We start from the raw sequence: 13,957 nt of genomic DNA on the forward strand, positions 1-13,957 counted from the left end.
CGCCTTCCGGCCCGGGGTTACCCCGGGCCGGTTTGCTCACTCTTTCTTGCGCTTCTTCTCCTCCCGCATGAGCCTTCGGCGCTCGGCCCGGGAAAGGCCAGGCTGGGGCGGCGTGGTGGGGCGCTTCTTCTCCACGCCAAAGGGCCGGGCTTCCCCAAGCTGCTCTCTTCGCAAAGCATCCTGGGGAGCGGGCACGGGCACGTAAGGAGCCTCCCGTACCGGGCGCACCGGCTCCGCCTCCACCTTAAGGCGGAAGAGGAACTTGGCCACCTCCCCCTTGATGAAGCCCACCATGTCGTTGAAAAGCCGGGTGGCCTCGATCTTGTACTCCTGGAAGGGGTCCTTCTGGCCATAGCCCCGCAGGAAGATGCCCTGACGGAGCACGTCCAGGTTGTGCAGGTGCTCCTTCCAGGCGGAATCCACCACGTTGAGGATCACAAAGCGCTCCACCGCCCGCATCAGGGGAGGGGAAAGCTCCTGCTCCCTGGCCTCGTAGGCCTTTAGGGCCGCCTCCACCAGGCGCTCCACGCCCTCTTCCGGTTTTAAAGTGCGAAGCCCCTCAAAGGGGAAGTCCGCCAGCTGGGGCACGGTGTCCAGGAGAGCAGCTTTCAAGGCATCCAGGTCCCAGTCCTCGGGGTGCACCTGCGGGTTCAGGAAGTTTTCCGCAATCCCCGCCACCGTCTCCTCCACCATGCCCAAGGCCGCCTCCTTCACCTCCTCGTCCTTCCCCAGAAGGATCAGGCGGCGCTGGGCGTAGATCACCTCCCGCTGGCGGGCCATCACGTCGTCAAACTGCAAAAGCTGCTTGCGGATGGCGAAGTTGCGGTCCTCCACCCGCTTCTGGGCCCTTTCGATGGAACGGGTCACCATGGGATGTTCGATGGGCTCGGAGTCGTCAAAGCCCATGCGGTCCAGCATGGCGATGACCCGGTCCGAGGCGAAAAGGCGCATGAGGTCGTCGTCAAAGCTCACGTAGAAGCGGCTTCCCCCCGGGTCCCCCTGGCGCCCGGCCCGGCCCCGAAGCTGGTTGTCGATGCGGCGGGACTCGTGCCGCTCGGTGCCCAGGATGAAAAGCCCTCCCAGTTGCCGCACCCGTTCCTCATCAGCCTTGCACTCTTCCCGGATCTGGTGGATCTTTTCCTGGAGCTCTTCCTTTATGCCCAACTCCTGGGCCAGGGCCCGGGCCTCTTCCTCCTGACCCGCCACCATCTTCTTGATGAAGAGCTCCACCTTCCACTCGTACCGGTCAAAGCCCTCCTTTTCCAAAAGGGCTGCCGCCAGGTACTCGGGGTTGCCCCCCAGCTTGATGTCCGTGCCCCGGCCAGCCATGTTGGTGGCGATGGTGACCGTCTTGCTCCGGCCCGCCTGGGCCACGATCTCCGCCTCCTTGGCGTGGTGCTTGGCGTTCAGCACCTGATGGGGAATGCCCTGGCGCAGGATGCCCAGGGTGTGCACCGCCCGCTTTAAGCCTTCCCAGGCGGCCCGCAGATTCCCCTTCTGGGGGATGAGCCCCTCAAAGGCGGCCAGGTCCTCATCCTTAAGCTGGGTGGGCTTTTCCAGAAGCTTCCTCAGGCGCTCCCACTCCTCCCCCTGCTGCTTCTGGCTGGCCTTCTTGAAGAGCTCCAGGCGCATCTCCAGCCTGGGCAGATAGAGGCGGGGCTCCTTGAGCATCTGGGAAAGTCTTTCGGACTTCTCGATGCTGATGGTGCCCACCAATACGGGTTGGCCCCGTTCGTATTTCTCGGCGATCTCCTCCACCACCGCGTAGAACTTGCCCTTCTCCGTGCGGTAGACCACGTCGGGGAAATCCTGCCGGATCATGGGGCGGTTGGTGGGCACCACCACCACGTCCATGCCGTAGATCTCCTGGAACTCCTTCTCCTCGGTTTTAGCGGTGCCGGTCATGCCGGCCCGCTTCTCGTAGAGGCGGAAGAAGTTCTGGTAGGTGATGGTGGCCAGGGTCTGGTTCTCCCGCTCGATCCTCACCCCCTCCTTGGCCTCAATGGCCTGGTGGAGGCCCTCCCCATAGCGCCGCCCCGGCATGAGGCGGCCCGTGAACTCGTCCACGATGATGACCTGGCCGTCTTGGACGATGTAGTCCCGGTCCCGGTGGTAAAGCTCCTTGGCCCTTATGGCCTGGATGAGCATGTGGGCAAGCTCCATGTTCTCCGGGCTGAAAAGCCCCTCCACCCCCAGGAGCTTTTCCGCCTTGGCGATGCCCTGGAGGGTGAGATGGACGGAGCGGTTCTTTTCCTCAATGGTGTAGTCCCCCGTGGGCTCCTTGCGCACCCCAGGCTCTGGAGGAAGGCCACGTTCCAGCTTCTTGGCGATCTCCGCCATCTTGTAGTAGAGGTCGGTGGCCTTCTCCGCCGGGCCACTGATGATGAGGGGGGTGCGGGCCTCATCGATGAGGATGGAGTCCACCTCGTCGATGATGGCGTAGTGCAAGGGGGTATCGTGGCGGAGCACCAGCTGGTCTGGACTGATGGCCATGTTGTCCCGAAGGTAGTCGAAGCCCAGCTCGGAGTTGGTCACGTAGGTGACGTCGGCGAGGTAGGCCTTGCGACGCTCCTCGGGGGTGGAGCCGTGCTGGATGACCCCCACCGTAAGGCCCAGGCCCCGGTACACGGGCCCCATCCACTCCGCGTCGCGGCGGGCCAGGTAGTCGTTCACCGTGACCACGTGCACGCCCTTGCCGGTGAGGGCGTTTAAGGCCACGGCCAGGGTGGCCACCAGGGTCTTGCCCTCCCCGGTCTTCATCTCCGCGATCTTGCCCTCGTGGAGCACCGCCCCGCCGATGAGCTGCACGTCAAAGTGGCGCATGCCCAAATAGCGCTTGGCGGACTCCCGGGTCAAGGCGAAGGCCATGGGGAGAAGCTCCTCGAGGCTCGCTCCCCTCTCGTGCTTCTCCTTGAGCTCCGCATAGGCCACGGCCAGGTCAGCGATCTTCTCCACCTCCGGCTCCAGCCGGTTGGTGGGCTCCACCACCTGCTTGTAGTAGCGGGCGATCTCCCGCTCGTTGTTGTCAAAGAGCTTCCGTATGAGGCCCAGCATCCTAGGGCCGATTGTACTCCCCTTTTGGATGAGAAACCCTCCTGAGGGCCCGCATGCAAAGCCCCCTATAGCCGGCGGAAGGGCATAACCATCGCCTCCTTAGGGCCCCCACCACAGGCCACAGCGGAGCATTTAAGCCTCCTCGAGGGGCCAGTAGGCGGTGGCCCCAAGCGACAGGGGGCTTGGGGGAAAGCCCGCCTGGTGGCGCCTCCAGGCCGCCAGGGCCACCATGGCCCCGTTGTCCTGGGAAAGGCCTTTGGGAGGAAAGTACACGGTAAGCCCCGCCTCCTGGAAGCGAGCCTGCAGGGCCCGGTTGGCGGCCACACCTCCCGCTACCAGAAGCACCCTGTGGCCCGTGTCCTGGGCAGCCCGGATGACCACCTGAGCCAGGTGCTCCACCGCCGCCTCCTGAAACCCCCTGGCCAAGGCTGGAGCGGGATGCCCAGCCTCCACCAGCTGCACCGCCTTCGTCTTTAGGCCGGAGAAGCTGAACTCGTACCCCTTCTGGTCCTTGAGGGGAACGGGGAAGGGCACTTTCTCCCTGGCTTCCTGGGCCAGGCGCTCGATCTCGGGTCCCCCAGGAAAGCCCAGGCCCAGAAGCCTCGCCACCTTGTCAAAGGCCTCCCCAGCGGCGTCGTCCCGGGTGGCCCCCAGAAGGCGGTACTTTCCCAGGCCCCGAACCTCAAAGAGGTGGGTGTGCCCTCCCGAGGCCACCAGGGCCAGGAAGGGAGGCTCTAGCCCCTCGGGCCAAGCGGCGGCGATGTGGGCCTCGAGGTGATGGACGGCGTAGAAGGGCCGCCCCAGGGCCCAGGCCAGACCCTTGGCGAAGGTGTACCCCACCAGCAGAGCCCCGATGAGCCCAGGGCCACGGGTAGCCGCCACCAGGGAAAGGTCCTTGGGCCCTATCCCCGCCTCGGCCAAGGCCCTTTCCGCCAGGGGGCGGAGGACCTTAAGGTGCTCGCGGCTCGCCAGCTCCGGCACCACCCCGCCATAGGCCTCGTGCAGGGCCACCTGGCTGGCCACCAGGTTCACCACCACTTTCCCGTCCTTCACCAGGCCTACCCCTGTGTCGTCGCAGGAGGTGTCAATACCCAAAATCCACATGGCTATCCTTCCAGCCAGGAAAAAGCCCTGCCCCCTTTCCAAGGACACTCCAGAGGAAAGCATTCGCCACTTCCCTCGTCAAAAAAGGTAACCCGGGCTGCCCTCTCAGGCGATACCCTTTCCCTGTCGTATCCGGGCACTCCCAAGGCACCTTGGCTGGCGTCGGCCTAAGCCCCATGCCACCCCTACCCTAGCAGATGCCCAGGGACCGGACTAGGCTAAGGACAATGCTCTGGCTCCTCCTTCCGGTGCTCCTCCTCGTATACCTCCTTTACCGGGCGAAGAGGCCCAGGGTGCGCCCCTGGGCCGGGGTATGGCTTTGGCAGAGGGGCAGGAAGAAGCGCTTTCGGCCCTGGCTGGACTTAAGGCTTTTCCTCCTTCTCCTGGCAGCCGCCTTGATGGTCCTGGCCCTCGAGGATCCCCCCTTGGGGCCCTCCCCCATGGTCTTCGTGGTGGACACCTCGGCCAGTATGGCCTCCCGGGAAGGGGCCAAGACCCGTTTGGACCTGGCCAAGGAAAGGCTTCTTCCCCTCCTGGAAAGAGCCCCGGAGGCCGTCTTGGTGCGGGCTGGGGAAAGGCCGGAAGCCTATGGCCCCGCCCCCGGCATCGCCCTGAGAACCCGGCTCCTGGCGCTGGAGGCCAAGGACCGGGAGGCCCGGCTGGAGGAGGCCATCGCCCTAGGGCGGAGGCTTCTAAAAGCTCCGGTGCTGGTGGCCACGGATGGCCCCCCGCCCCCTGGGGCGGAGGGGTACATCGGGGTGGGAAGCCCCAGGGAGAACCTGGGGATCGTGGCCGTGGCCCAAGGGTTTCTGGCCTTAGGGAATAGCGCAAGCCGCCCCCTTGTCGCCCAGGTGGAGGTAGGTGGCAGGGTGGAAGAGGTGCGGGTTCCGGCCCGGGGCTTTGCCCAGCTGGAAAACCTTCCCCCCACCTTTACCGCCCGGCTCCTGAATGGAGGTGTCCTGGACTTGGACGACGAAGCGGGCTTCGGCCTAAAGCGGATCGGGGTGGACTACCCCAAGGCCCCTGCCTTGGAAAGGCTCTTCCTCCTTCTGGGGGCGGTTCCTGGGGAGGAGGTGCGGGTGCGCATCGGGGTACCCCAGGGGCTTCCCGACAGGCCTACCCTCTATCTGGCCCCTTCCGGGGGAAACCCTACCCTGGTTCTCCTCACCACCCCCCACCCCCTACTGGAAGGAGTAGCCCTCTTGGGGGAGAGACTCCCCCCACCCCCCAAGCCCCCCGCCCCCTGGCAGCCCCTGGTGGAAGGGGAGGATGGGGTGGGCCTCGTCTACTTGACGGAAAGAGGCCTGTACCTGCCTCCCTTGGCCGCCCTCCAGGAGCGCCCCTTCTTCCCCCTCCTGGTTTACAACTTCCTCAAACCCTACCGGGAGGTGCGCGCGGGCCTCCTTTCCCCCGGAGAAACCCTCCTGCCCACCCCCGGGCCCAGCTTCCTTCCTTCAAAGCAGGGAGGGGCAGGCCGGTTCCTCGCCCTCCTCGCTGCCTTGGTGCTCCTTCTCGAAGCCTTTCTCTTCCGCCCCAAACCCCGGGCCCAGGAAGCATAATGGGCCCATGCGCTTCCGTCCTTTTACCGAGCTGGACCTGGACCTCCTCAACCGGGTGGCGGGAAGCCGGCCCTTGAGCCTGGGTGCTGTGCGCTTTTTCGCCCGCACCGGCCACTCCTTCCTGGCGGAAGGGGGGAGGAGCCCATGGGCTTTGCCCTGGCCCAGGCGGTGTGGCAGGGGGAGGCCACCACGGTCCTCGTCACCCGGGTGGAGGGCAGGAGCCAGGCCGTCCTGGAGGGCCTCCTGGCTGCGGTGGTGAAAAGCGCCTACGACGCCGGGGTTTACGAGGTGGCCCTGCACCTGGACCCCACACGGGAGGACCTTCAAAGAGCCTTGCAGGCCCAGGGCTTCGCCATCGGGCCCCTGGTGCTGGCGGTGCGGGTCCTGGGGAGCCGGGGGCAAAGGGGGGAAACCCGGGGCGTCCTAGAATAGGGACCATGAACCGGGTTCTCATCGGCATCCGGGGAGAGCCTACCCCCGAGGGGATGGAGCGGATCCTTAGGGCGTTGCGGGACCTCGAGGGCACCTCCCAGGTCCAGGCCACCGGCCCCACCCAGGTCCTGGTGGAGTACGACCCTCAGGTTCTCACGGTGATGGACCTTCTCCGCACCATCCGGGAACAGGGCTTCCTGGCAGGCATGCTTTAGCGTCCCCAAGAGATAGACTGGTACCCGAGGTGCCCCATGCTGGACTTCTACGCCCTGGAAGACCTCCTCACCCCGGAGGAAAAGGAGATTAGGAAGGCCGCCCGCCGCTTCCTGGAAAAGGAGGCCCTGCCCTTTATCCGCGACTGGTGGGAGGAAGGGGTCTTCCCCACCCACCTCATCCCCCGGTTCGCGGAGCTGGGCTTCCTAGGACCCACCCTGCCCCCGGAGTACGGGGGGGCAGGGGTTTCTAGCGCCGCCTACGGCCTCATCGCCTACGAGCTAGAAAGGGTGGACTCGGGGCTCAGGAGCTTCGTGAGCGTGCAGAGCTCCTTGGTCATGTACCCCATCTACGCCTTCGGGAGCGAGGAGCAGAAGCGGGAGTTCCTGCCCAAACTGGCCCGGGGGGAGATGGTGGGCTGCTTCGGCCTCACCGAGCCCGACGGGGGGTCGGACCCCTACGGCAACATGAAGACCAAGGCCCGCCGGGAAGGAGACATCTGGGTGCTGAACGGCACCAAGATGTGGATCACCAACGGCAACCTGGCCCATATCGCCATCGTCTGGGCCAAGGACGAGGAGGGGCGGGTTCTGGGCTTCATCGTCCCCACCGACACCCCAGGCTTCCAGGCCCGGGAGGTGAAGCACAAGATGAGCCTAAGGGCCTCGGTGACCAGCGAGCTCATCCTGGAGGAGGTGCGGGTGCCCGAATCCCTGCGCCTGCCCAAGGCGGAGGGGCTCAAGGCCCCCCTCTCCTGCCTCACCCAGGCCCGCTTCGGCATCGCCTGGGGGGTCCTGGGGGCCCTGGAGGCGGTCTATACCGAGGCGGTGGAGTTCGCCAAGAGCCGAAGCACCTTCGGCGAGCCCATCGCCAAAAAGCAGCTGGTACAGGCCAAGCTGGCGGAGATGCTGGCCGACCACACGGAGGGGCTACTTCTCGCCTGGCGCCTGGCCCGGCTCAAGGACGAGGGGAAGCTCAAGCCGGCCCAGGTTTCCCTGGCCAAGCGGCAGAACGTGATGAAGGCCCTCAAAGCAGCCCGCCTGGCCCGGGACATCCTGGGGGGAAGCGGCATCACCCTGGAGTACCACGCCATCCGCCACATGCTGAACCTGGAAACCGTCTACACCTACGAGGGCACCCACGATATCCACACCCTGGTCCTGGGGCGGGAGGCCACGGGGCTGAACGCCTTTTAGAGCATGATCATCGCCTTTACGGGGGATCCCTTTCTGGCCAAGGAGGCCCTCCTCCAGGAGGCTTCCCTTCGGGGCCTCACCCACTTCACCGAGCCTACGCCCGAGGCCCTGGCGGAGGCCCTAAGCCCCGGGCTTTTCGGGCAAGCCGGGGCCATGCTGGACCTGAGGGAGGTGAGCGACGGGGAGTGGAAGGGGTTAAAGCCCCTCCTGGAAAGCGCCCCCGAGGAGGTGGCCGTGCTCCTCCTTGACCCCAAGCCCACCACCGCCCGGGCCGCCTTCTACCGCACCCGGGAAAGGCGGGACTTTCCTACCCCGAAGGGCAAGGACCTCGTCCGCCACCTGGAAAACCGGGCCAAGCGACTGGGGTTCAGGCTACCCGCCGGCATCGCCCACTACCTGGCCTCCCTGGAAGGGGACCTCGAGGCCCTGGAACGGGAGATGGAGAAGCTCGCCCTCCTTTCCCCGCCCCTCAGCCTGGAAAAGGTGGAAAGGGTAGTGGCCCTAAAGCCCCCCGTGAGCGGATTCGACCTGGTGCGGGCGGTTTTGGAAAGGGATGCCAAGGCCGCCTTCCGCCACCTTAGGCGGCTAAGGGAGGAGGGGGAGGAGCCCCTAAGGCTCCTTGGGGCCTTCGCCTGGCAGTTTTCCCTTCTGGCCAGGGCCTGGATGCTCCTCGAGGAACACCCCAGGCCCACCGAGGCCGACCTCACCCGCCTCGAGGCCCACCCCTACGCGGCCAAAAGGGCCCTGGAGCTGGCTCGAGGCCTCCCCAAGCAAGCCCTCGAGGCCAGCCTGGACGCCCTGATCCAGGCGGAGCGCCGGGCCAAAGAGGGCAAGGATCCCTGGCTGGCCCTGGAAAGAGTGGTCTACACCCTCCTTCACCTCACCCCGGCAGAACCTGCGTGACACCCCCCAAAGGAGTCCTACAGGGAATTCTTCCCTAAGGAGTTGACCCGCGGGTCAGTCCTGGGTTAGCCTCCTTGCATGCTCAGCCCAGACCTGGTAGAAACCGTCCTACGGCAAGCCTTGGAGGGCGGGGCTGACTTCGCCGAGATCTATGCGGAGCGTTCCCGGAAGCGGCGCATGACCGTGCGTTCGGGCCGCCTGGAGGAGGCCATCTCTGGCCTGGACTACGGAGCGGGCCTCCGCCTCTTCTTTGGCACCGAGGTGGTCTACGCCTACACCAACCAGCTCACCCGCGAAGGCCTCCTGGAAGCCCTGGAAACCCTCCTCCGGGCCAAGGGAGCCCTGGGGCAGGTGGACGAGCGGGGTGCCGGGGGCCTGGACTTCCGCAAAGCTTCCCCCAAAGGCCTCCACACCCCCAAGGTACCCTACGGGGAAAAGGACAAGCGCTACCGTCTGGAAAGGCTTCTGGAGGCAGAGGCCGGCGCCAGGATCGCCCCGGAGATCAGACAGGTGGAGGCCAGCCTCCAGGAGTGGGAGCAAGAAGTCCTGATCGCCAACACGGAGGGCACGTGGGCCGAGGAAAAGAGGGTCCGCACCCGGCTTTTTGTGCTGGCGGTGGCCCAAGAGGGCACGGAGGTGCAGACGGGCTACGCGGCCCCCGGCAAGAGCGTGGGCCTGGAACTCTTTGACCTCTTCCCCCCCAAGGAGGTGGGGGCCAAGGCCGCCCGCCAGGCCCTCACCAACCTGCGGGCCAAGCCCGCCCCCGCCGGGACCATGCCCGTGGTGGTGGGAAACGCCTTCGGCGGGGTCATTTTCCACGAGGCCCTGGGCCATCTTTTGGAAACCACCAGCGTAGCCAAGAAGGCCAGCGTCCTGGCCGATAGGCTTGGGGAGGAGGTGGCAAGCCCTGCGGTCACCTACATCGACGATGGCACCCTCCCCCACGCCTGGGGTTCCACGGAGGTGGACGACGAGGGCCGCCCCACGGAGCGCACGGTGCTGATCGAAAGGGGCATCCTCAAAAGCTACATGGTGGACCGCCTGGGCCACCTTCTCACCGGCTATCCCATGACCGGCTCGGGCCGCAGGCAGGACTACACCTTCGCTCCCACCTCCCGCATGCGCAACACCTTCATCGCCCCGGGGGACAAGGAGGTGGAAGACCTCATCGCCAGCGTGGAGTTCGGCCTCTACGCCAAGGAGTTAGGAGGTGGACAGGTGAAGCCGGGCTCCGGGGAGTACAACTTCGCCGTGCAGGAGGGGTACCTCATCCGCAAGGGGCGCCTCGAGGAGCCGGTGCGCGGGGCCATGCTGGTGGGCAAGGGGCCGGAAACCATCCGGAAGGTGGTGGCCGTGGCCAAGGACTGGGAAAACGCCCCCGGGATGTGCGGGAGCCTATCGGGGATGGTGCCTGTGGAGGTGGGCCAGCCCCATGTGCTGGTCTCGGAGATCGTGGTGGGGGGTAGGGCATGACGCTGGAGGAAGCCAAGCGCTACCTGTTAAGGCGCGCAAGGGAACTGGGCCTTCAGGCGGAGGTCCTCTTCCAGGAGGAGCGGGAGCTTTCTTTAAGGGCCCGGCAGGGCATCCTAGAGGAGATCAAGGAGGCCCGCCAGGGGGGAATCGGCCTCCGGGTGGTGGCCCAGGGACGCATGGGCTACGCCTACACGGAAGAGCTTTCCCAGGAGGCCTTAGAGTGGGCCCTATCGGAGGCCAGGGATAACGCCCTTCTTGCCGACAAGGAAAGCTTCATCCCCCCGGGCCAAACTCTGGGAAGCCACGATCTTCTGGGGGAGGGCCTCTCCGCTCCCCTGGAAACCAAGAAACAAAGCGCCCTGGAACTGGAAAGGGCCTTGCGGGAGGACCCCCGCACCCGAAGCGTCCTCATGGGGAGCTACATGGAAAAGGAGGTCCGGGTGGCCCTCTCCAGCACCTTAGGGACCGAGGGTGCCTTCCGCACTGGGCTTGCTGGGATGGGGGGGAGTCTGGTGATGGGGGATGGCCCAAGCCTCAAGCAAGGTTGGGACTTCAAGCTGGCCAAGGAGTTTCACCTCCTGGACCCCGGCCGCACCGCTTTGGAAATCCGGGAGAAAACCGCAAGGCACTTAAACGCCAGGCCCCTTCCCACCGGCCGCTACCGGGCCTACCTGGAGCCCAAGGCCATGGCAGGGCTTCTCCTGGTGCTTTCCCGCTCCCTTTCCGCCAAAAGCGCCCTCGAGGGCAAAAGCCGTCTCTTAAACCGGCTTGGGGAACGGATCGCCTCAGAATGGGTCACCCTGGTGGACGACCCCACCCTGGAAAAGGGCCTCCTTTCCCGCCCCTTTGACGCCGAGGGTACCCCGGCCCGGCGCACGGTGGTGGTGGAGAAGGGAATCTTCAAAACCTTCCTGCACAACGCGGAAACCGCCAGAACCCTGAGCCAGGAGAACACCGGCCACGCCTTCCGCACCTACCGCGGGATTCTGGACGTGGCCCCCACGAACCTTTACCTGGAACCGGTGGGCAACCTGCGCCTGGAAAAGGGTGTCTTGATAACCGAGTTCATGGGCCTCCACGCCGGGGCCAACCCCGTGAGCCTGGACTTCTCCCTGCAGGCCCTGGGGCTTTGGGTGGAGGAGGGGGAGGCGCGGTACGCGGTGGAAAACTTCGCCGTGGCCGGGAACCTCCTGGAGCTCCTTCAGGCCATCGAGGGCCTGGGGGACCGGCTGGAATGGGAGGTGATGGGAGCCGCCTTCGGAAGCCCCTTGGTGGCGGTGGCGGAGCTTTCCTTTGCCGGAGCCTAGCGTAAAGCAACTAAGCTGAAGGCATGGCTACGGTCACCATCAGCCCCAAATACCAGATCACCCTACCCGCCGAGGTTCGGCAGGCCTTGCTCCATCCCGGGGAAAAGCGCCTGGTGGAAGTGGTGGGGGGAGAAATCCGCCTACGCTCCTGGCGCCCACCGGTGCGACAGCTTGTGCGGGAACTTCTCCAAGCCTATCCCGAGGAAGCCGAGGCCGTGGGAAAGGCCACGGGGCACGACGCGGTGGGCTATATCCGGAAACTGCGCAAGGGATGATCAGCCTGGACACCAACATCCTCTTCGCTGCCCTGGACCGCCAAAACGCTCAACACGAGAAGGCCATCTCCCTGCTGGACGAGCTATCCCGGGAGATTCTTTTCGTTAGCCCCCCGGTTTACGTTGAACTTCGCGCCGGGCAAGGGTGGCCCCCTGAGCTCGAGGTGGTGCCCTGATGCCCAAGGGAAAAATCTTTGTGACCCGCAGCCTTCCGGAAAAGACCTTGGACCGTTTACGGGAAAAGGGTTACCCGGTGGAGGTCCACGAGGGGCTTTTCCTCCCTCGGGAAGACCTCCTCAAGAGGGTAGAGGGAGCGATAGGCCTCATCCCCACCGTGGAGGACCGTATCGACGCCGAGGTGATGGACCGAGCCCCGGAACTAAAGGTCATCGCCTGCTACAGCGTGGGGGTGGATCACGTGGACCTCGAGGCGGCCAAAGCCCGGGGCATCCGCGTGACCCACACCCCCGGGGTGCTCACCGAGGCCACCGCTGACCTCACCTTGGCCCTGCTCCTGGCGGTGGCCAGGCGGGTGGTGGAGGGAGTGGACTATGCCCGAAGGGGCCTTTGGCGGGCCTGGCATCCCGAACTCCTTCTGGGGATGGACCTCCAGGGCGCTACCCTGGGCATCGTGGGCATGGGCCACATCGGCCAGGCGATGGCCAAAAGGGCCGAGGCCTTCGGGATGAAGGTGGTCTATACGAGCCGTGCTCCAAAGCCCCTCCCCTACCCTCACCTTTCCCTGGAGGAACTTCTGGCCACATCCGACATCGTGAGCCTCCACACCCCCTTGACCCCCGAGACCCACCGCCTCATGAACCGGGAAAGGCTTTTCGCCATGAGGCCGGGAAGCATCCTGATCAACACCGCCCGGGGAGGCCTGGTGGACACGGAGGCCCTGGTGGAGGCCTTAAAGGGACAACTTTTCGGAGCCGGCCTGGACGTCACCGATCCCGAGCCCTTGCCCCCAGGGCATCCCCTTTACACCCTGCCCAACGCCGTCATCACCCCCCACATCGGCTCGGCAGGAAGGCGAACCCGGGAACACATGGCGGAGATGGCGGTGGCGAACCTCCTCGCCGTTCTGGAAGGCCGAGAGCCCCCAAACCCGGTAGTATGAGTCCCATGAGCTTTCTCATCGGCGTCCTGGGGGGAGGCTTCGGCGGCCTTGTGGGGCTTGGGGGAGGCGTGGTCATGATCCCCCTCATGGTGGGGGTTTTCAAGCTTTCCCAGCACAAGGCCCACGGCACCAGTCTGGTGGCGGTCTTCTTCACTGGGCTCATGGGAGCCCTCACCTACGGGCTCCAGGGGTCCTTGAACCTTAAGGCCGCCTTGTTTTTAGCGGCCACCGCCATCCTCACCGCCCGCCTAGGGGCCCGCTACGCCCACAGCCTGCCTGAGGCGGAACTCAAGCGGGCCTTCGGCCTCTTCCTCCTCCTGGTGGCCTTTCTGCTCCTCCTGAAGCCCTACCTGGCCCCGGTGGGCTTGGTCCGTGGAGAGGCGTTGCAGGATTTGGCCCTCTTGGTAGCCGGGGGCCTCACCGGCTTCCTCTCGGGCATGATGGGGGTGGGAGGAGGGACCATCATGGTCCCGGCCATGGTCCTGGTCTTGGGCATGGACCAGCACACCGCCCAGGGCACGAGCCTCCTCGCCATGGTACCCGCCAGCCTGGTGGGAGCCTATACCCACTACCGCCTGGGCAACGTGGATACCCTCCTAGCCCCTGGCCTGGTACCTGGGGTGCTCTTAGGTACCTTTTTGGGAGGCGAGGCCGCCCACTTTCTACCCGAGGCTACCTTACGCCTGGTCTTCGCCATGGTGCTCTTATGGACTTCCTGGCGGTATCTCCGTCCCTCCAGCAGGAAACGGTGACCTTTTGCACTATTCCTCGAGACCAAGGTGGTCTACCGTAAAGGGGAAAGGAGGTGGGCAAATGCAACGCTGGCAGGATTGGGCCAATCTTGTCCTTGGCGTTTGGCTCATCCTTTCCCCGTGGCTTTTGGGCTTTAGCGGCACCCCCGCCGCCATGTGGAACGCGGTCATCGTGGGGGTAGTGGTGGGGCTTATGGCCCTCATGCACCTCCGGGGTGGCCCCATGTGGGAAGAGTGGGTGAACGTGGTCCTGGGCATCTGGCTCATCCTCTCCCCCTGGATCCTGGGGTTTAGCGGCATGGGAAACGCCATGTGGAATGCCCTTATCGTGGGCATCCTGGTGGGTGTCCTGGCCCTAAGCATCACGCGGGAAAAACCCCGGGCAGCCTGAACTCCGATCCGGTGCTTCAAACCTTCCGCCTAGGATGAACCCTAGGCGGGTTGGCCTCTTGCACCACTTGGGGACAGGAGGTAAGGTAAGGTCGGCCTTTAAACCGGTCCCGTGAGGCCGGAAAGGAGGAGAGATGGAACGATATAAGGACGGCCATTGGGAAAAGCCAGGCGGAGGC

The 13,957-nt window shown here is 65.4% G+C and carries 13 protein-coding genes and 1 pseudogene; 12 read left to right on the top strand and 2 right to left on the bottom strand.

Features of this window, described 5'->3' with window-relative positions:
* Positions 1–36: 36 nt before the first annotated feature.
* A complete protein-coding gene (gene secA, locus EBI04_RS05565; RefSeq protein ID WP_135256639.1) occupies positions 37–3,054 on the bottom strand; it encodes a preprotein translocase subunit SecA in 3,018 nt (1,005 codons plus the stop codon).
* 132 nt (positions 3,055–3,186) lie between these two features.
* Entirely contained in the window at positions 3,187–4,158 is a 972-nt protein-coding gene (gene tsaD, locus EBI04_RS05570) for a tRNA (adenosine(37)-N6)-threonylcarbamoyltransferase complex transferase subunit TsaD (RefSeq protein ID WP_135256640.1), read from the bottom strand.
* Positions 4,159–4,385: 227 nt separating this feature from the next.
* Here tsaD and EBI04_RS05575 point away from each other — a divergent pair, with 227 nt between their 5' ends.
* The 12 genes and pseudogenes from EBI04_RS05575 (at position 4,386) to EBI04_RS05630 (ending at position 13,779) form a co-directional block, all read left to right on the top strand.
* On the top strand, positions 4,386–5,717 hold the full coding sequence (locus EBI04_RS05575; protein ID WP_135256641.1) for a vWA domain-containing protein: 1,332 nt from the start codon (positions 4,386–4,388) through the stop codon (positions 5,715–5,717).
* A 7-nt stretch (positions 5,718–5,724) separates the two neighbouring features.
* Positions 5,725–6,149 (top strand): annotated as a pseudogene (locus EBI04_RS05580) (DUF1999 family protein).
* Between the two features lie 5 nt (positions 6,150–6,154).
* A complete protein-coding gene (locus EBI04_RS05585; protein WP_135256642.1) occupies positions 6,155–6,364 on the top strand; it encodes a heavy-metal-associated domain-containing protein in 210 nt (69 codons plus the stop codon).
* 36 nt (positions 6,365–6,400) lie between these two features.
* On the top strand, positions 6,401–7,558 hold the full coding sequence (locus EBI04_RS05590) for an acyl-CoA dehydrogenase family protein (RefSeq protein ID WP_135256643.1): 1,158 nt from the start codon (positions 6,401–6,403) through the stop codon (positions 7,556–7,558).
* Positions 7,559–7,561: 3 nt separating this feature from the next.
* Positions 7,562–8,461 (top strand): DNA polymerase III subunit delta, encoded by a 900-nt coding sequence (gene holA / locus EBI04_RS05595; RefSeq protein WP_135256644.1) that lies wholly within the window; start codon positions 7,562–7,564, stop codon positions 8,459–8,461.
* 78 nt (positions 8,462–8,539) lie between these two features.
* Positions 8,540–9,934 (top strand): TldD/PmbA family protein, encoded by a 1,395-nt coding sequence (locus EBI04_RS05600; RefSeq protein WP_135256645.1) that lies wholly within the window; start codon positions 8,540–8,542, stop codon positions 9,932–9,934.
* The gene (locus EBI04_RS05605) at positions 9,931–11,241 is read left to right on the top strand and encodes a TldD/PmbA family protein (protein ID WP_135256646.1); all 1,311 of its coding nucleotides are present in this window, start codon (positions 9,931–9,933) and stop codon (positions 11,239–11,241) included. The genes EBI04_RS05600 and EBI04_RS05605 overlap by 4 nt, the downstream gene beginning before the upstream one ends.
* Before the next feature lie 23 nt (positions 11,242–11,264).
* Positions 11,265–11,516: an AbrB/MazE/SpoVT family DNA-binding domain-containing protein gene (locus EBI04_RS05610; RefSeq protein WP_135256647.1), complete on the top strand. Its 252-nt coding sequence runs from the start codon at positions 11,265–11,267 to the stop codon at positions 11,514–11,516.
* Positions 11,513–11,692, top strand: coding sequence for a PIN domain-containing protein (locus EBI04_RS05615; protein WP_240695392.1), 180 nt, complete (start codon positions 11,513–11,515; stop codon positions 11,690–11,692). The genes EBI04_RS05610 and EBI04_RS05615 overlap by 4 nt, the downstream gene beginning before the upstream one ends.
* Positions 11,692–12,636: a 2-hydroxyacid dehydrogenase gene (locus tag EBI04_RS05620; protein ID WP_135256648.1), complete on the top strand. Its 945-nt coding sequence runs from the start codon at positions 11,692–11,694 to the stop codon at positions 12,634–12,636. The genes EBI04_RS05615 and EBI04_RS05620 overlap by 1 nt, the downstream gene beginning before the upstream one ends.
* 5 nt (positions 12,637–12,641) lie before the next feature.
* On the top strand, positions 12,642–13,388 hold the full coding sequence (locus EBI04_RS05625; protein WP_135256649.1) for a sulfite exporter TauE/SafE family protein: 747 nt from the start codon (positions 12,642–12,644) through the stop codon (positions 13,386–13,388).
* A gap of 61 nt (positions 13,389–13,449) precedes the next feature.
* Positions 13,450–13,779, top strand: a complete 330-nt coding sequence (locus EBI04_RS05630) for an SPW repeat protein (protein WP_135256650.1) — start codon at positions 13,450–13,452, stop codon at positions 13,777–13,779.
* Positions 13,780–13,957 lie beyond the last annotated feature (178 nt).

Source organism: Thermus caldilimi (genome assembly GCF_004684245.1).
Classification (GTDB): Bacteria; Deinococcota; Deinococci; order Deinococcales; family Thermaceae; genus Thermus; species Thermus caldilimi.